Here is an 18,324-nt window from a genome sequence, read left to right as displayed (position 1 = left end):
TTTTCACCCCTGAAAAAATATTTTGTAGGGTAGAAATAAATATTTTCACCCTTGAAAAATTATTTTGTAGGGTAGAAATAAATATTTTCACCCCTGAAAAACTATTTTGTAAGGTAGAAAAATATATTTTCACCCTTGAAAATATTGTGTTAAAGGGCTTTTTGTAATAAATAATGAAAGACCCAAATTCAAGAAAGAGTAGAGCATTTTGTCAACAGGAGATATTCCCTAAACCTTAATCTTCTCTGAAATTTTGTAGATGTCAAAGGCTACTTTTTGAAGGTCGATGAATTGTTCGGCGATGAGAATGGCGTCGTCATCCTCTTTAAAAATATGTTTAAGGGGAAGAATTTTCAATTCAACTCCAGCAGTATTCTCATTTTTTATCAAGGTCATCATAGCTTCATTCAAAAGCTTTTCGCTGTTGGATGCTATTTCTTTTAGCCATTCAATGGCAGGAATTTCTTCTTTGTGTTCCATTATATACAATGCCAATGTTGCTACATAAGAAGACATTAAATGATTTAATACCGAAAATTTATGGATTTCTTTGATACTAAGCTGTTTACTTTTGGGTTCAGAAAACATTCTTTGAAATGCCGAAGCTAAATTGGCACTGCGAACATATACTTCTTTTCGGATAATTTTATAGGGAATCTTATCATATTGTTGTCCGAAATAGTAAGTAGAAACTTGGTGATAGTATGCCAAATTTGCCTCAATCATTTCAACCAAAACAGTCTTGAGTTTTTGATGTTCCCAACTTGGTAAAAATACGTGACTAGCCACAAAAGCGATGCTTCCGCCGATAATGGTATCATATACTCTTTCAATAAAAATGGCTCTGCTTCCCATTCCTAAAAAATCATAGAGTATTAAAATAAAGGGCGTCATAAACAATACGCTGACTACATAATTTTTCCGTTGGAAACTGTAAGCTCCCAACATACAAATCAATAAAATAGCAAAAAGAGCTTTGCCGTCTTCCACCCAAGAGAGAATACTCATGCCGACGATTGCCCCGATAATTGTTCCAATCAAACGGTGATAATTTCTTTCTTTGGTTAAACTGAAAGCTGGCTTCATAATCACCATGATGGTCAACAAAATCCAGTTGCTGTGCAAGAAATTATAAGATTGAGCTATGATAAAGCCAATTAGCATCACAACCGATACTCTGATGGCATGGCGGAAAATCTCTGATTTTAAAGCAAGATTCTCTCTGAATAAACTGAATTCATATTCTTCATGAGAGATAAAATAAGCAGATTGTGTTTGACTTTTAGTCAATTTTCTCGCTTTCCTGTCTTTAAAATATCCGTTAATCTTCTTGATTCTATTGAAGATATTTTCAACATTTACTTCAATGTTATTCAAAGCTTGTACGCCACTTTCTTTAAATTCATTACCATAATCTCCTCTTTCTAAGGCTTCAATCTCAAGTTTTAAATCTCTGATTTCACGAGGTAATCTTAAAGAAAGCTGAGGTTTAGTATCTGCCTTCAAAGCATAGCCTACTTCTTCAAGTTGGTCGGATAATTGCAATAAAACTACTTCAAACTGTTTTAAAATGCCTATTTCATCAAATTGTTTATGTAAAGTTTTGTAACTATAAAAAGTTGACATGATTTGTTCAAACAAATCCATTACATCTACAAAAACAATGACCAAGAAACGTCCTTGTTGTGTTGATTCACGAACGATTTCTCTACTTTTAAAAAGTAAATCACGAACGGCATTTTGTTTTTCATTGACCAAAACTTGGCATTCTAGCAGTTTTTTATAGTTTTCGTCGTAATCCATTCCTTCTTTATAAAAACCCGCTTTGATTCGCATGAAATGGGCAACTTCAATCACACAATCGCCCAAAGACTGTTGTGCCAAGCGATAAGGCATGATTTTATACAAAGAAATGCTGAGTGCAGAATACCATAAACCACCACCAATGATATAAAGTGTATAGAGTAAAATTTCAGAAAAAGAGCGAATATCCCCGATTCCTAAAGTCATTACCAATAAAGCTGCTGTACCAATTGAAGCAATACGGTTGCCATACACGTAAAGCATTGAAAACAGAAAACTGAAGACAAGGATTAAAATGCCAAGAAAATAAACAGAAGCATTGGCAAAGCCAGTTAACAAAGAAACAACCGAAACCACTAAGGTTGTAACCAACATCGCATTTCGACGATGCGTAATTGGCCCAGGCGTATCGGCAATACTTGCACATAAAGCACCCAAAGAAACCGTAATGCCTGTTTGTAATAAACCAAACTGAGATAAAATTAAACTTGGAATCACTGCACCAAAAGTAATCCTGAGCCCATCACCGAAGTAAGAACTCAAGACAAAATTCTTGATTTCGTTGGTCGTTTGTTGTGTTTTTGAGGTCATGTTTTTTACTTAATGAGTGATTTAGCAAGTGGTGAATGATGGAATGAATAGTAAGAATTTTAATCTTTTAAAAAGCAATACAGATTAAGTCTTTTCTTTTATTTTTCATACAACCTTTCTAAACTCTAACAATCAGTTTCTGTAAAAATAGATAAAATATTCAAGATTCTACGACGAAGATTGCCACTTCAATTTTCATTATGAACAAGATTCGATATATTGCTCTAAAAATGATAACCTCTCTTCCTAAAAGACTATGTTAAAGAAATCACTGATACTTTGTTGCTTCATTATATTTAAGTTTGTTTTACAATCAACATTAATTGATGCTGGTTATGATTTACACAGAGATGAATATTTACATCTCGACCAAGCTCGTCATTTAGCTTGGGGGTATTTATCTGTTCCGCCTGTTACTTCATGGTTTTCTTATATTATTCTCTTGTTAGGGAATGGTATATTTTGGGTGAAGTTTTTCCCTGCACTTTTTGGAGTATTAACGATGATTGTCGTTTGGAAAGCCATCGAAGCACTTAATGGAGGAATTTTTGCCTTGATTTTAGGAGCAACAGCCGTTACGCTTTCTGTGATTTTACGGATTAATACACTTTTTCAACCCAATTCTTTAGATATACTTTGTTGGACATTCCTGTATTTCAGCATCTTAAAATACTTCAAAACACAACAAAATAAATGGTTGTGGATAGCAGGAATTACTTTCGCTTTTGGCTTTTTGAATAAGTACAATATCGTCTTTTTATTGCTAGGAATATTGCCAGCATTGCTGATAAGTCCACAGCGAAAAGTCTTCAAAAATCCACATTTGTATTTGACTATTCTTGGAACGTTTTTGTTGATACTTCCGAATCTGATTTGGCAATACGAAAACAATTTTCCTGTGATTCATCACATGGCATTACTCAAAAAGTATCAATTAGTGAATGTAAAAAGAGCAGATTTTCTGAAAGAACAAATACTCTTTTTTGTATCGTCTTTCTTTGTGCTAATTGCTTCATTCATTTCATTTTTTAAGTATAAAGCTTTTAAGGAGTATCGTTTCTTCTTTTGGGCTTTTGTATTTTCCCTTTTCATTTTCGTGTATTTACAAGCAAAAGCCTATTATGCTATTGGTTTGTATCCGATTTTATTAGCTTTCGGTTCGGTTTATCTGGAAAGTATTTTAAAAGAAGGCTGGACAATTTACCTTCGTCCCCTAGCGATTTTATTGATAATCGTTCTTTTTTTACCGATGATGAAAATTGCTTTTCCGAATTATAGCCCAAAAGAAATACAACAGAGAACTGAGTTATACAAAAAGTTTGATTTGTTAAGATGGGAAGATGGAAAAGACCATACAATTCCGCAAGACTTTGCCGATATGTTGGGTTGGAAAGAGTTAGCCCAAAAAGTAGATAGCGTTTATGCTGGTATTGAAGACAAAGAAAGCACTTTAGTACTTTGTGATAATTACGGACAAGCGGGGGCTATCAATTATTATTCAGCTTTTAAACATATTAATGCTGTTACGGTAAATGCTGATTATATCAATTGGTTTCCGCCACTTGGTAAAACAGCAATCAAAAACATCATTTTGATACAGTATTGGGATGATGACGATAAAAATCGTGAAAAAGAAAGACCGCTTTTTCAATCAGTGGCTTTAACGGGGAAAGTTGAAAATCCTTTTGCCAGAGAATATCAAACAAGTATTTATTTATTAAAAGGAGCAAAAGTGCCGATTGAACATTTTCTGATAGAAGATATTGAGGAAGAAATGAAAGATTGGAGATAAAGTATTTTCATTATCTCCAATCTGTAGCTCAATTATTCTTGAACAGTAACCGCCATCAAACCAATAATTACATCATTGCAGAGTGAAATTACTTGGATAGATTTGATTGGTTTAGGAAGAATGGAGAATTGATAAACATTGGCAGCACCGCCATCAATTACCATATTGCTAAAGCCTTTGATACTTGTATGTTTGGCGGATTCTTTCACGAATTCGCCTGATTTTAATAATAAACGTGTTGGTCGTGCTGACTGAGCGTATTGAAAAGCTTTTCCATCATAAAAATAATCTTGCTCGATTGGCCACCAATTGTTTGGATTATGTAATTCAAAAGTAGTTTGTTCGCCACTTTCATATCGAATCACAATTTTTCCATTCACCATTTGGCTTTGCATTGGGTTGGTTGTTCCAGCCATTAACAGGTGCATATTTTTACCTTGAACTTTTTCTTTAGGAAGAATCAGCAAAGTATCTGGAAAATTATCCCATTTACTTGCAAAAGCGATATTTGTTTGGTTGCTATCAGTAGGAGTAGCAAATGGAATTTGCTGATAATGAATGAGACCATTTTGTTGCTTTGCTTTCTGGCGAAGTCCAGCATCATCAATGTTCGCATCTGTCAAAGGATAACACCAATTACCAATTCCTTGAATCGGTAATTGTAAAGTAGCACTTTGCGGTCGTGGCGATAAATACTTGTTTTTAAAAATACGAGTGACTTTATCATTGAAAGAACTACTTAAATTAATGGTTTTAAATACTTGATTTTCAGTAAGAATTTGTTGTTTTTGATGAACAGTTTCAACTTTTTCTTTTACTGGATTATTTGTTTTGGGATTGATTTTATTGCCTTCAAATAACACTTTTACTAAAAAACTTTTACCCTTTTGTGTACTGATTTCAAGGATTGGTTCATCATTTCCATTAGTTTTCCAAGTGAATTTTGTTGGTTTTCCATTCACCAAAACCGATTTTACTTTTGTGTATTCTGCTGGAATACTGAGGATGATTTCAGCGTTTTTCTGCCAAAAGGTTTTTATTTCGTACTCATACAGCTTTATATTTTTCTTAAAATCAAACGCAATATCACTTGTTTTAAGATTTGCATAAGCCCATTCATCGGGGAAACCTGGTTGGATAAGTATTTTACTTTCCAATAATTGTGGTTTGATTCCAAATAAACCTTCTACCAAACTTCTGCCAGCCATACCGATTCCATCGGCAAAATCTCTATATAATTCACCTCTGATGGCATCTAAACTTGATAATTGTTCAAAACCACCTGGAGAAGCAGAAGTATAAAGACTTTCGATGAGTGTATTTCGCCAAATTTCGTAAGCTAAGTTTTTATTACCTGCCTGCCAACAAGCTAAAGAAGTATGCAAGTTTTCGCCCAAAGCTACATTATTGATACTCCAAGTATAAGGTTGCCAATTAGTTGTGCTGAGTTGATAGAAATCTTGTTTGAGTGCTGGAATGCTGAAAGGAATATGCGGAATATTATTTTCAACATATTTTGTCATCAGATATTGTTGCTTTGGCGAAGCCGCTTGTGCGTCGATGGCGTGATAGATTGTCCAAAGTCCCGCCGAAGGATGCGTTAATTGTAAACCCAAAGCATCTTTGTATTCAGCAAAACAACCAGTTTCATCCAACCATAATTTTTCTTGCAACGCTTTATAAATCTTGTTGGCTTCATCTTCATAAGGTTTCGCATTTTTGCCTAGTAATTTAGCCAAGAAAGCTGCCGAACGAAAAGCCCGATAATTATAAGCCGTAGAATGCGTAACGCCACCACCACTATATTGCAAAGCATCACTTGCCCAAATACAGCAATAAGCATCGTAAAGTCCATCGTTATCAGCATCAAAATTATGTTTTTCCCAAGCCAGATGTTTTTCAATAGTCGGCCACATTTCACGGAGATAAGTAGTGTCTCCAGTCCAATTGAAGTGATTTAAGAGTTGGTCGATGTAAACCAAATTCATGTCATAATGATGCGCACGAATATCTCCATTCGGATTTCTACAAATGTATCCTTCTGTAAAAATACCTTTCCCAATTTTCTCAATTTGACGAGCCAAGTGCATCACTGTATCGGGAGAAGAATGTGTTAAAGGAAATTCATCACCAACCTGAGATTTTGAATAAGCAGTGAAATGCGTTTTCGCTCTATCATGTTGCCCAAGCACATCAGCAATATAAGGCCCACGCCAAGCAGGCAAACGCATACGCCAAGCAACAGCACCGTGCATATAAGTTGGATTATCCCAAATGGCATCGGCAGCCAAACTTAAAGCTTGTCCCATCGGATTCAATAAAGTATCAGGTGTTTTAATTTGAATCGTATTAACTATTTTCTGACGCAATACTTCATTTTGATTTTTAAAAGAAGGGATTTCTGTATAAGCAATATGACTACTATTTCCTTTTTGAATCAAGATAAATTGCTCTGCTTTTTGTAAATCGCCAATACTCATCAAGCATGGATTAGTGATTTTATCAGCAAAGTTTTTGACAGACAAAGGCGATTGTTGAGCCGTAGCATCTGTAATTGCTAAAGCATAATTGCTAGGGAAAAGACCTGAAACAACTTGTGAGGAATCTTTAGGCTGATATTGGATTTGAAAAGTATTTTTTGAGAGCTTGATTTTATTATGGCTACAATTTTCAGCTTTTAGGTAGAAACTACTTTCTGGGTCAGCACCAATATCACCATCTCTTGAAAACTTCTTTGCCGTAATGCCACCAAACAGCGTTAGTATTTGGGTTTGCTTGGGTTCATTGCCTTCATAATGGTATTCAATCAACATGGCTTCATGCGTGTAAGCGGCTGTTACTTTCAATAGTAAAATAGCATCGCCCAATAATTCATCTTGAATTTTGTAGTGCATCGCTCCATCTTGATATACTGTTTGGATTTTCTGTGCTTCCGAAAGCCATTTACTTTTTGTGCCATTCAATAAACCGATTTTACAGTTTCCACCCATGCCGGGCAAGTACAAAGCAAACTCTGGGAAATCGCCAGCTTCTACTCTAAAAGCAGTATTGCCACCATACAAAGCTCGATTGAATTTCTGTTTTGGATTAACACAAACAAATCCGTTTCCCTGAAAAGGTTGATAATGTAAGTTTTTGACAACAGGTTTTATCTGGGCAGTAACCTGAATAGAAAATAGGAGAAAGTAAGCTGAGAATAGATAATATTTCATAAATCATTTCATTTGAGAGTATTGTAAACATAAGGCTAAAAATGCCTTTTTTTACCCTATTTACTTAAAATTAAATGATTTGAAGAATGACTTTATGTTCGTTTGATTGTAATCGCAGAGCCGTTGTCCGTGTCTTCACGGACGACTATTTGTTGACTGTTGTAATATTTTTAATTATTTATCAAAAAGAAGTTCGTGGAGACACGCACTTTGGCAAAATGAATTAGCCCTATATACTCATGGCATGACTTATCAAATGATGTTGAGTAAAACAATCTATTGTCAGTCATGCCATGAGTGACACGGACAACTATTTGTTGACTGGATGGTGCTTTAATTATTTATCAAAAAGAAGTACTCAGCCGTTGTCCGTGTCTTCACGGACGACTATTTGTTGACTGTGATGGTACTTTAATTATCTATCAAAAAAGAAGTTCGTGGAGACACGAACTTCGGCAGAATTTATGACCTCTTAAGAAGTTCGTATTTTTCTCCTTTCTCAGTTGTATATTGAATTAAACCCATTTTTTTACTCCACACGAAATTTCTTATTTTAAAGTTTGGAAAATTATTGAAGCTTTGAAAGTTATTAAATGAATAGCAATTTTGGGCACCAAATTTATCTAAGGTTACAACTGTATCTCTAAGAGTTGAGCCGTTGAATTCAATATCAAAAATTCTTATGATAGGAATAGCAGAGCCATCTTCTTCCTTATTTAGTTGAAGTAAATAGTCTGAATCATTCGTTTGTCCTTCGTGTTGAAATTTAGCTTCTATCAAATAAAACTCTGAGCTGGTTGAAGAAACTAACGGATTGCAGTCTGAGCCGGGCAATGTATGTGATTTATTCAAAATAGTTATTGTATCTTTTCTGTTTACATCTCTATTTGACTGAAAGATAGCTACATCACCTTTTTCATATGATTTTGCCCAAAGGCTATCATTCTCCGTTAAATATAATTGCTTACACTTACACGATATCATTAGTGTAAAGCATAAAATTGTTACGAGGGTTTTAATCATGTTTATATGTCTGATTTTTTATAGTTTTGCTACTAACGGATAGGGTTTTTTAGCCCTTGTCCGTGTCTTTACGGACGACTATTTGTTGACTGTGATTATTTATCAAAAAAGAAGTTCGTGGAGACACGAACTTCGGCAAAGAAAAGCAAGAGTTTATATCTTTGGAGATAGCTCCAAAGATGGCAAAATAATGTACGTTAAAATAGGTCTTTGGTTTGTTTCGTCTTTTTGGAGAATAATAACTACGCTACCTAAATCCCACATAAATTCAGTTCCAATATTCTCATAAATAAATTCTTTCTTCTTCTTTTCAAAGTCTTCTTTTGTCTCAACTTGTCCAAAAAAATTACAAATATCATCTAATACTCTTTCAGTTTCAGAATAATAAATAAAATCAGAATAGTGCTTAAAAACTTTTTTAAAAGTAAGAATAATTGTATCACTATCATCATTAGGTATTAGTATGACACTATTGAAAAAATTGAAATAATATATTGGAAGTTTTAAACCAAATATTTTAAACTCATTACCAATAGATGATGCTTCATGTGATTCAATAACATAATCACTTTTTATAAAACTAAATACTTCTTTTAAAAAATAATCTTTCGAACTATTGGAATGAATAACTTCATTGATATGGCTCAAGAATTCTTTGGGTGTTAATGCCAGAGTAGAAATATTAAATTCATTATATAACACTTTTGATTTTATTAATAAGTTTTTATCTGATGCAATAAAGTAATCACAGTGAGCTGCATAAAATGAATGTTCGGCATCTATTTGTATATTTTGCATAGTATCTGTAGGTTTAGGAAGTTTATCTACTTTGTACCCAATCATATCAAACATCAAATAAGCACTAGTAAAAAATTCATACCTGTTTACAGCTTCTTTTCTTTGCTCAAATATAAGATTGACATATTCTAAAAAAGTTTTATTTAATCCTGAAGCCTTTAGAAAATTATCAATGTTTTTGATTACTTCTTCTTCTTGCCAATTGCCAGAATTTGATTCTAATTTGAGTCCTTTGTCGGCTAATGACTTCCGTAAGTCTTTGTAATATTTGCCATCTTTTAGTAAGTTTTCAGAGAAAAGACTAAATGATTTCATCAAATCCCATGTATTAGAGGTTTTACTTAAATTTGGAAACATTTTGGAAAGAATATCCCTATTTTCATCATTTATCATAAAGCCTATGGGTAGTGATTTGTATAGAGTTTCAATTGTTTTTGACACTATCCCAAATTCAGAAGTGCCTTTATCAAGTGTTCCAAATACGTTTTCAATATCCATTAAAGGAAAAATATTTTCTTTGTTTTTTACTCTATCAAAGTAAGCTTTTGGTGTAAAAAAAAAAGGTTTAACTTTATCTGTTTGCCACTCCATTAAATGATTTTCAGACAAATACTCTAATGACTTTAAGTCCTCATTAAAGTATTGATTTTCAGGAGAAAAACTTTTCATTAAATCTCTAAAATGTGCAGGGGAATAAGGGAAAATGAATTTATTTTTATTGTTTGTTATGAAATCTTTTAGTTCTTTAAAATCGTTTTTTTTAAAATTACTAATTACGTTCCAATCAAGATATATTCTTATCATCGGCTTTAAATTGTATTAAAACTCACAATTATTAAAATTAGATTATAGAAAGCCTCAAATCTAATTTAAGGTTCTTCATTTTAAACATAGCAAAATTTCCAATCATTCCCAAAATACTCCATTAGAAACTTATTAAACGGTAAATCACCCTTACAATAGCTTCTTGTTAGTCAATAAAATTTCTGTGTAGGCTTGCAAGAAATTGCCTTTGGTTAAATCTACATCTATGATGGTTGATGGGATAATTTTGTTTGTTTACATAGCTTTTTTGTAAACAAACAAAACTTTTCTGTAAGCTTACAAAATTGTTTTGCAACCTTACAAAGGTATTTTGTAAGCTTAATTTGACTTTTTGTTGCCTTCAGAGCAATGGATTTAACCTTCAAAAAACCATTGTAAACCAACAAAATTTCTCTGTAACCTTGCAAAACTTTTTTGCAGACTTGCAGAGCTTTATTGTAAACCAACAAAATGTTGATGTAAGTTTACAAAACTTCATTGTAAACAAACAAAATCCTAAAGTATCCCTGCAAAACTCCTTTGTTGACTTGCATAGAAGTTTCTGCAACCTCCAATATTCCTCTGTTTGTCATCAAATTTTCTTCTTAAACCTACTTTGTTCTTTCTCGCACAAACTGTGCTAAATCGCACGTTTATTGCACTTCTTTGTTTGTTTAATTTATTGATAATCAATGATTTGTCGTTTGGCATTGTGTTTGAAATACTAATAGCAAATCTTATAGTATTATGGACAAAGAAATCTCTCAAAACCTTATTAATCAACGGAAATCAAAAAAGTGGTTTATCGGTTTGTCGCTTATGTTTGCCTTGCTTGTGTTGTTGTACTTTTTTAGAAATTCGCTTCAATCTTCTTTGGAAGCTTCTAAAATCAGAACGGCGGTGGCTGAAATCGGTAGTGTGGAAAATACGCTGACGGCTTCGGGCGAAGTAATTCCTGCTTTTGAACAAAGCATTACCAGTCCGATAAAAGCCAGTATCAAAAAGGTGTTTTTTAGCACAGGTGCTGCTGTAAAGGCTGGTCAGCCGATTATGGATTTAGATAAATCGCTGACGCTTATCGAACTGGAAAAACTCAAAGACCAATTGGCTTTGAAACAAAATAGCATCGGAAAACTCAAGATGGATTTGGATAAAAAAATCTATGATTCCGACATCAGTGATAAAATAAAATCGCTGACTATCAACCGCTTGAAAGCTGATTTGGAAGATACCAAACGTCTGCAAAAAGTGGGCGGACGCACACAAGAAGATGTCACCAAAGCTGAAAACATCTTGAAAATTGCTGAATTAGAAAAAGCTCAATTAGAAAACGAATTGAATTATCACCGCAAATCTGTGGGGGCAAATGTGCGTGAGTCGGAATTGAATGCCCAAATTGAAAGTAAGAATTTAAAAGAATTGCAACATAAAATCACGATGGCGGATATTGTTGCCGACCGTGCGGGTGTGCTTACTTGGGTGAATGATAAAATTGGTTCTGCCGTCAACGAAGGTGAAATGTTGGCAAAATTGGCTGATTTGGGCAGTTTTCGGGTTGAAGGGTCTTGCTCGGATACCTATTCCGACCAATTGAAAGTGGGCATTCCTGTGATTGTGAAAGTCAATGAAATCAGTTTGCGTGGCATAGTTGTACAAATAAAACCTTCGGTAGCCAATGGCATTGTACAATTTTCAATTGCATTAGATGATAATAAACACGCATCACTTCGTCCCAATATGAAAGTAGAAGTTTTTATCGTCACCAATCGCATTGCCAATGCCGTGCGTGTTGCCAATGGGCCGGCTTTTAATGGTAAAAGAAAAACGTCAGTGTTTGTCTTGGAAAAGGGCATTGCCAAAAGGAGAGAAGTAGAAATTGGTTTGTCGAATTTCGATTATGTGGAAATCAAAAGCGGGATTCAAGCAGGCGAGAAAGTGATTATTTCGGATTTGAGTCAATACGAACATTTGCAGGAAATTAAAATTGAACAACGATGAAAAAGATTTTACTCGCTTTGTTGTTCATCAGTAATATTTCCTTTGCACAACAAACAGCATTAAGTTTAGAAGAGGCAGTACAAATGGCAAAAGATAAATCTATCGCCGCCAAACAGGCTTCTACCCAAAAGGAAACGGATTTTTGGCGATTTAAATCTTTTCAAGCGGATTTTAAACCGCAATTAAGTTTGAGCGGTGCTTTGCCAAGTTTTACTCGTTCTTTTATTCAAGTACTGCAACCTGATGGAACGGTGGCTTTTCAGTCGGTTTCCAACAATAACTCTACTTTAACGCTTGCGTTGAGTCAAAGTATAGCCAAGACAGGCGGAACGATTTTCATACAAAAGCAATTGCAACGCTTTGATGATTTTGAACGAAATTCTACTTTGTACAATGGCGTACCTGTGGCTTTTGGACTAAGCCAACCACTTTTTCGCTACAATCAAATGAAGTGGGACAAGCAAATTGAGCCTTTGAAGTATTCAGAAAGTCAGCAAGTTTTTTTGGAATCTTTAGAAAAGGTTTCATTAAATGTGAGTGATTATTACTTTGATTTATTGATTGCTCAAGTGAATTTACAGATTGCCGAAAAGAACCGAAGTAATAATGACACGCTCTATAAAATTGCTTCAAAAAGGTTGGAATTGGGTAAAATTTCTGAAAATGACATTTTACAATTGCGTTTGTCGGTGCTAAATGCCCAAAAAGATTTAGCATCTGCCAAGCAACAAGCAGAAGTAGCCATGTTGCAATTGAAAGCTTACATTGGTTACAGAGAAGCCAATAAGTTTGATTTGGCGATTCCTTTTCAGATTAAAAACTTTGAAATTGATGCACAAAAAGCCATTCAAGCGGCTTTGGGAAGTCGCTCAGATGCGATTGCTTTTAGAAGAAGAATCCTTGAAGCTGAAAGAGATTTGAACAAAGCCAAAGCCGAAAATGGTTTGAATGCCAATTTGAATGTCGCTTTTGGTTTGTCGAATCGAGGAGCAAAACCTTTGGATATTTACAAAAATGCTCAAGACCGTGAATTTGTAGAAATTCAGTTTACTTTGCCCATCATGGATTGGGGAAGGTCGAAAGCCCGAACAGAAACCGCCAAGGCGAATTTACAACTCACCCAGCAAAGTGTTGAACAAGACAAGCTGACATTTGAACAACAGATTTATACCCAAGTAACACTTTTTGAAATGTTACAAAAACAAGTAAAGCTTACCGCAGAAACCGATGGAATTGCTACCAAACGTTATCAAATAGCACAAGACAGGTACATTTTAGCTGATTTGAGTATTACAGATTTGGGCATTGCTTTGCAAGAGAAAGACCGAGCCAAACGAGATTATATCGTTGCCCTCAGAGATTACTGGCGAGCGTATTATACTTTACGATATTATACTTTATACGATTTTGAATTAAATGAATCTTTAAATCTTAGAAAATAATCATGATTAAACTCAGCAACATCGAGAAGGTCTATCAGACCAGCAATATTGAAACATTGGCATTGAACAATATCAATATCGACATCAAAAAAGGAGAATTTGTATCCATCATGGGGCCTTCGGGCTGTGGCAAAAGTACGCTTTTGAACATCATGGGATTGTTGGACGAACCTTCTACGGGAACAATTGCCATTGATAATAAGCCCGTTGAGAAATTTACCGATAAAGATTTGGCATATTTAAGAAACCAGAAAATCGGTTTTATTTTTCAAAGCTTCCACTTGATTAACGATTTATCCATTTTGGATAATGTAGAAATTCCATTGCTTTATCGTGCTTCAACGAATAAAAGTAGGAGAGAAGCCGCCAAAGAAGCCTTAGAAAAAGTAGGATTAAGTAATAGAATGAAACATTTTCCGAACCAACTTTCGGGCGGACAAAAACAACGTGTTGCCATTGCCAGAGCCATTGTTGGAAATCCTGAAATCATTTTAGCCGATGAACCAACAGGGAATTTGGACAGTGCGATGGGCAATGAAATTTTGAACATTCTGCTCCAACTCAATGCAGCAGGAAGTACCATTGTAATGGTAACACACGATGAAAATATGGCAAAGAAAACTCATCGTTTGATACGCCTTTTTGATGGCTCGCAAGTATCTTAATTTAACCTCTAAATTTCAAAAATCATGTTATTCAATTACATTAAAATAGCGTGGAAAGTCCTTCTTCGGCATCCATTCTATACTTTTATTACGCTCTTCGGTATTACGCTGACGCTCACGGTGCTGATGGTGATTACTTCCTTTATCGACCATTTAGTCGGAAGTCATTATCCAGAATACAAAAGAGATAGGTCGCTTTATATTATGAACATTGCCTTGCGAGATTCAGCCAGAACTTCTATGAATGGCGGTCCTGTTTCTTATAGTTTCATTAAAGAACATTTAAAATCTTTGAAGACACCCGAAAAAGTAGGATTTTCAACGATGATTAACTCGGCTAATTCGTATTTGAATGGTAAAAGAATCAAAGTAAGTACGAAGTTTTGTGATGCTACTTTTTGGGAAGTAACCGACTATGAATTTTTAGAAGGAAAGCCTTTTAATGAACAAAATATTGCCAATGGCGAACACGTAGTGGTCATTACGGATGCCATGAAAAAACAGTATTTTGAAGATGAAACAGCTTCTGCCATTGGCAAAAGTATAGAAGTAGATAATGAGAAATTCAGAGTAATTGGCGTAGTAAAATCTGCTCCTGTTACTCGTATTATGACTTTTTCGGATGTATTTTTTCCTTATAATTTGCCTAAGAGTAATTATCAATCCAAAGGCTTACAAGGTAATTTCACGGCTATTATTTTGGCAAAAAATAAAAGTGATTTTAAGGTAATTCAAGATGAATTTGACGCTTCTGTCAGAAGAATTCCTTTACCCATTATGAGTTGGGGGAATAGGTTTGATATTATCGATATCAAAGCTCAAACGTATGTAGATACTTTTTTGTATGGTTTTTTAAGAGATGGACAAGAGATTTTTCTGTATGTTGGCGTCTTCTTGATTGTACTGATGTTGATGGGGTTGCCTGCCATCAATTTAGTGAATTTGAATGTGAGTAGAATCATGGAAAGAGCTTCAGAAATTGGGATTCGTAAAGCTTTTGGCGCACCTTCCAGTTCTTTAGCTTGGCAATTTATTATTGAAAATATTTTTATTACGATGATTGGCGGCTCTTTTGCTTTAATCCTTACCCTCATCATCATCAGTATTTTCAATGACAGTGGTTTAATTCTTCATGCCGATTTAAGTATCAATTTTAGTGTATTTGGCGTGAGTTTATTGGTTTGTTTGATTTTTGGTTTGCTTTCAGGCGTAGTTCCCGCCATCAGGATGTCAAAAATGAAAGTAATTGATGCACTGAAAAGCTCGTAGAGGCTGTCGGACTTCGGCTATCGGATTTTGGCATTTTAGCTTTTTAGCAATGAGTTTTGAGCTTTTTTTGATTAGTACAAATAAAAATAATCACTAAATCACAACTCACTCACTCACAACTGAAACAATCACTAAATCACTCACTCACTAAATCACAATTGATATGTTATCTCATTTATTTAAACTCATCTGGAACAAAAGACGACACCATACTTTATTGATGGTAGAGATTTGGTTTTCCTTTTTGGTACTTTTCGGCGTAATGTCGCTGATAAGTTACAACTTCAAAAACTATTTAGAACCTATCGGTTTTGAATATGAAAACGTTTGGGCTTTGGACTTGAACAAAAACCAAGATACAACAGCCATTGCTGAAAAATTGAATACTGTTTTTCAGAAAATTAGGTCATATCCAGAGGTAGAAGTAGCTTCAAGAATGTCTAATAATTCGCCTTTTTCATTTACACAGAGTAATGGAAATATTAGTTATCAAAAGCATTCTGTTCTTGCTGATTATTATACAGCGGATGAAGATTTTACAAAGGCTTTGGGTATGAAAACAATATTGGGTAATTGGTTTAAAAAGGCTGATGTCGTAGCGAAATTCAAACCTGTGGTGATTAATAAAAAAGTACAAGAAGCTTTATTTGGCGAAGTAAATCCAATAGGGAAAATTATTGGAGAGAATCAAAAAGTAGTTGGAGTCATTGAAAACTTCAAAGCAAAGGGTGAATTTATGGATAACAGTCCTTGTATTTTTAACCTTGCGGATGATAAATATGATTACAATAAAGTGCTGATAAAAGTAAAACCCGGCACAGATGCCAATTTTGAAGCAAAGCTTACGAAAGATATAGGTGCTATCGCTAAAGATTGGACGACAGAAGTTAGTTATCTGACAGACCAACGCCAAAATCAACATAATTTTGCTTTAGTACCTGTTATTATTTTCCTGATTATTACAGTCTTTTTGTTAGTGAATGTAGCAATGGGATTATTTGGCATTTTGAATTTAAACATTGCTAAGCGTCGTGAAGAAATTGGTGTTCGTCGGGCAATGGGAGCAACCGCAGGCAATATTAAAATTCAATTTGTGGGCGAAATGTGGGTAATTGCTACTTTTGGCATACTTATCGGAGTACTCTTTGCCGTGCAAGTTCCTTTAATGCACATGTTCAATGTAGAAACCAGCATTTATTGGATGGCAATTGGGCTTTCTATCGTAATTTTATACGGCATCATTACGCTTTGTGCTTATCATCCAAGCAGACAAGCCGCCAAAATTCAACCAGCAATGGCTTTGCATGAACAGTAGCTTTATGGATTTCGGATGTCGGAAATCATCTTTCGGCTTTAGTGCTGAAATCGTATTATCTTAAATCCGAAATCCGATGTCCGAATGCCGATAACCTATAAAAAATGAACAAAATCCTTATCATAGACGACGATTTTGCTGTGCAGACATCACTTTCGTTGATGCTTCGGCAAGAAGGCTTTCAGGTGAAGACTTGCTCTTCACCTGTTTTAGCAATGGATGTTATCGAAGAATTTCAGCCAGAGTTGATTATACTTGACCTCAATTTTTCTATCGAAACTTCTGGTGACGAAGGGATGAAAGCCTTGAAAATCATTCGTCATACTTTCCCAAATATTGCTGTGATTTTGCTAACGGGTTGGGGAACAATCAATTTGGCAGTAGAAGGGATGAAATTAGGAGCAAAAGATTTTGTGACAAAACCTTGGCAGAATGACTACATTATTCAGTCTATCAACACGATTTTAAATCTTTCTCAACAGAAAATACAATCGCCCAATCGTAAAAAATTAGACCAACAATACCAATTTGAACACATCGTCGGCAACGACCCAAAGCTTTTAGCAATCCTTGAAACCATCGGCAGAGTAGCCATTACCGACGCACCTGTGTTGATTACTGGCGAAAGTGGAACAGGTAAAGAATTGATTGCGGAGGCTATCCATCAAAATAGCAAACGGCGACATAAGCCTTTTGTCAAAGTAAATTTAGGCGGCGTTTCGGCTACGTTGTTTGAGAGCGAATTGTTTGGACATACTCGTGGAGCATTTACAGATGCAAAATCGGATAGAATTGGGCGTTTTGAATTGGCGAATAAAGGCACAATCTTTTTGGATGAAATTGGAGATTTAGATTTGTCGAGCCAAGTGAAATTACTCAGAGTTTTGCAAGATAGAACCTTTGAACCTTTGGGAAGTAGCAAAAGTAAAACTGTGGATGTAAGAGTAATTTGTGCAACCAATCGTAATTTAGAAGAAATGGTGGCGAACAATACTTTTCGGGAAGATTTGTTTTACAGAATCAATCTTATCTCAGTAAAATTACCCGCTTTGCGTGAAAGACCTGAAGATATTGCAGCCTTGGCAATTTACTTTGCCAATAATTTAAAAACCATTTACGAGCGTCCGAATTTAAGTATTTCACCGAAAGCAATCCATTGGCTCAAAACCTTACCTTTGCCGGGAAACATCAGACAACTGAAAAATTTGGTAGAAAAAACCATTTTACTAACGCCCAAAGACGAACTAACGATTGAGGATTTTCAACAAAATATATCTATCAATACTTCGCCCAGCAACAAAAATACGTTGCCAGAAGTAGGAACGATGACCTTGGATGAAATGGAATTATTGATGATTCAACGAGCGATGGCTTTTCATCAAAACAAAATTTCAAAAGTAGCCCGTTCCCTCGGCATCACTCGCTTTGCCTTATATCGACGGTTGGAGAAGTTTAATATACCCTTTGCTATTGAGTGATTTTATATTGAGTGAATGAGTGAGTTGTGATTTAGTGATTTAAGTATTTGATATTCAGATTTTAGTAAATTGGAAAGTGGCTGCGTGAACGCTAAATATTTTTTATAATTGATTTTAACCATGTAAGCTATGAA

At 34.8% G+C, this 18,324-nt stretch carries 11 protein-coding genes; 7 read left to right on the top strand and 4 right to left on the bottom strand.

The features are described from left to right. Positions 1-228: 228 nt before the first annotated feature. Positions 229-2,394 (bottom strand): FUSC family protein, encoded by a 2,166-nt coding sequence (locus tag HNP25_RS10210; RefSeq protein WP_184133883.1) that lies wholly within the window; start codon positions 2,392-2,394, stop codon positions 229-231. A 256-nt stretch (positions 2,395-2,650) separates the two neighbouring features. Between HNP25_RS10210 and HNP25_RS10205 the strand changes: the two genes are divergently transcribed. Further along, positions 2,651-4,186, top strand: a complete 1,536-nt coding sequence (locus HNP25_RS10205; protein WP_184133881.1) for a glycosyltransferase family 39 protein — start codon at positions 2,651-2,653, stop codon at positions 4,184-4,186. Between the two features lie 32 nt (positions 4,187-4,218). Here the strand turns inward: HNP25_RS10205 and HNP25_RS10200 are convergent, their stop codons facing one another. The 3 genes from HNP25_RS10200 to HNP25_RS10190 form a co-directional block, all read right to left on the bottom strand. Beyond that, positions 4,219-7,398 carry a DUF4450 domain-containing protein gene (locus HNP25_RS10200; protein WP_184133879.1) on the bottom strand — a complete coding sequence of 1,060 codons (3,180 nt, stop codon included), beginning with the start codon at positions 7,396-7,398 and terminating at the stop codon, positions 4,219-4,221. Positions 7,399-7,860: 462 nt separating this feature from the next. After that, entirely contained in the window at positions 7,861-8,421 is a 561-nt protein-coding gene (locus HNP25_RS10195) for a hypothetical protein (protein WP_184133878.1), read from the bottom strand. Between the two features lie 153 nt (positions 8,422-8,574). Further along, positions 8,575-10,023 (bottom strand): hypothetical protein, encoded by a 1,449-nt coding sequence (locus tag HNP25_RS10190; RefSeq protein WP_184133877.1) that lies wholly within the window; start codon positions 10,021-10,023, stop codon positions 8,575-8,577. Positions 10,024-10,770: 747 nt separating this feature from the next. Here HNP25_RS10190 and HNP25_RS10185 point away from each other — a divergent pair. The 6 genes from HNP25_RS10185 to HNP25_RS10160 all read left to right on the top strand — a co-directional run bounded on the left by HNP25_RS10185 (position 10,771) and on the right by HNP25_RS10160 (position 18,190). Further along, positions 10,771-12,021: an efflux RND transporter periplasmic adaptor subunit gene (locus HNP25_RS10185; protein ID WP_184133875.1), complete on the top strand. Its 1,251-nt coding sequence runs from the start codon at positions 10,771-10,773 to the stop codon at positions 12,019-12,021. Next, on the top strand, positions 12,018-13,463 hold the full coding sequence (locus HNP25_RS10180; RefSeq protein WP_184133874.1) for a TolC family protein: 1,446 nt from the start codon (positions 12,018-12,020) through the stop codon (positions 13,461-13,463). Before HNP25_RS10185 ends, HNP25_RS10180 begins: the two co-directional genes overlap by 4 nt. A gap of 2 nt (positions 13,464-13,465) precedes the next feature. Then, positions 13,466-14,128 carry an ABC transporter ATP-binding protein gene (locus HNP25_RS10175; RefSeq protein WP_184133872.1) on the top strand — a complete coding sequence of 221 codons (663 nt, stop codon included), beginning with the start codon at positions 13,466-13,468 and terminating at the stop codon, positions 14,126-14,128. Between the two features lie 24 nt (positions 14,129-14,152). Then, on the top strand, positions 14,153-15,397 hold the full coding sequence (locus HNP25_RS10170) for an ABC transporter permease (protein ID WP_184133870.1): 1,245 nt from the start codon (positions 14,153-14,155) through the stop codon (positions 15,395-15,397). A gap of 163 nt (positions 15,398-15,560) precedes the next feature. Continuing rightward, positions 15,561-16,712: an ABC transporter permease gene (locus HNP25_RS10165; protein ID WP_184133869.1), complete on the top strand. Its 1,152-nt coding sequence runs from the start codon at positions 15,561-15,563 to the stop codon at positions 16,710-16,712. Positions 16,713-16,816: 104 nt separating this feature from the next. Beyond that, positions 16,817-18,190 carry a sigma-54-dependent transcriptional regulator gene (locus HNP25_RS10160; RefSeq protein ID WP_184133867.1) on the top strand — a complete coding sequence of 458 codons (1,374 nt, stop codon included), beginning with the start codon at positions 16,817-16,819 and terminating at the stop codon, positions 18,188-18,190. The last annotated feature ends 134 nt before the right edge of the window (positions 18,191-18,324 follow it).

Source organism: Arcicella rosea (genome assembly GCF_014204325.1).
Classification (GTDB): Bacteria; Bacteroidota; Bacteroidia; order Cytophagales; family Spirosomataceae; genus Arcicella; species Arcicella rosea_A.
The sequence above is the reverse complement of the archived record's forward strand: the minus strand, read 5'-3'. Positions and strand labels throughout refer to the sequence as shown.

Coding starts and splice junctions, on each gene's coding strand:
- HNP25_RS10210 (WP_184133883.1), bottom strand. CDS start 2,394: ATGACCTCAAAAACACAACAAACGACCAACGAAATCAAGAATTTTGTC.
- HNP25_RS10205 (WP_184133881.1), top strand. CDS start 2,651: ATGTTAAAGAAATCACTGATACTTTGTTGCTTCATTATATTTAAGTTT.
- HNP25_RS10200 (WP_184133879.1), bottom strand. CDS start 7,398: ATGAAATATTATCTATTCTCAGCTTACTTTCTCCTATTTTCTATTCAG.
- HNP25_RS10195 (WP_184133878.1), bottom strand. CDS start 8,421: ATGATTAAAACCCTCGTAACAATTTTATGCTTTACACTAATGATATCG.
- HNP25_RS10190 (WP_184133877.1), bottom strand. CDS start 10,023: ATGATAAGAATATATCTTGATTGGAACGTAATTAGTAATTTTAAAAAA.
- HNP25_RS10185 (WP_184133875.1), top strand. CDS start 10,771: ATGGACAAAGAAATCTCTCAAAACCTTATTAATCAACGGAAATCAAAA.
- HNP25_RS10180 (WP_184133874.1), top strand. CDS start 12,018: ATGAAAAAGATTTTACTCGCTTTGTTGTTCATCAGTAATATTTCCTTT.
- HNP25_RS10175 (WP_184133872.1), top strand. CDS start 13,466: ATGATTAAACTCAGCAACATCGAGAAGGTCTATCAGACCAGCAATATT.
- HNP25_RS10170 (WP_184133870.1), top strand. CDS start 14,153: ATGTTATTCAATTACATTAAAATAGCGTGGAAAGTCCTTCTTCGGCAT.
- HNP25_RS10165 (WP_184133869.1), top strand. CDS start 15,561: ATGTTATCTCATTTATTTAAACTCATCTGGAACAAAAGACGACACCAT.
- HNP25_RS10160 (WP_184133867.1), top strand. CDS start 16,817: ATGAACAAAATCCTTATCATAGACGACGATTTTGCTGTGCAGACATCA.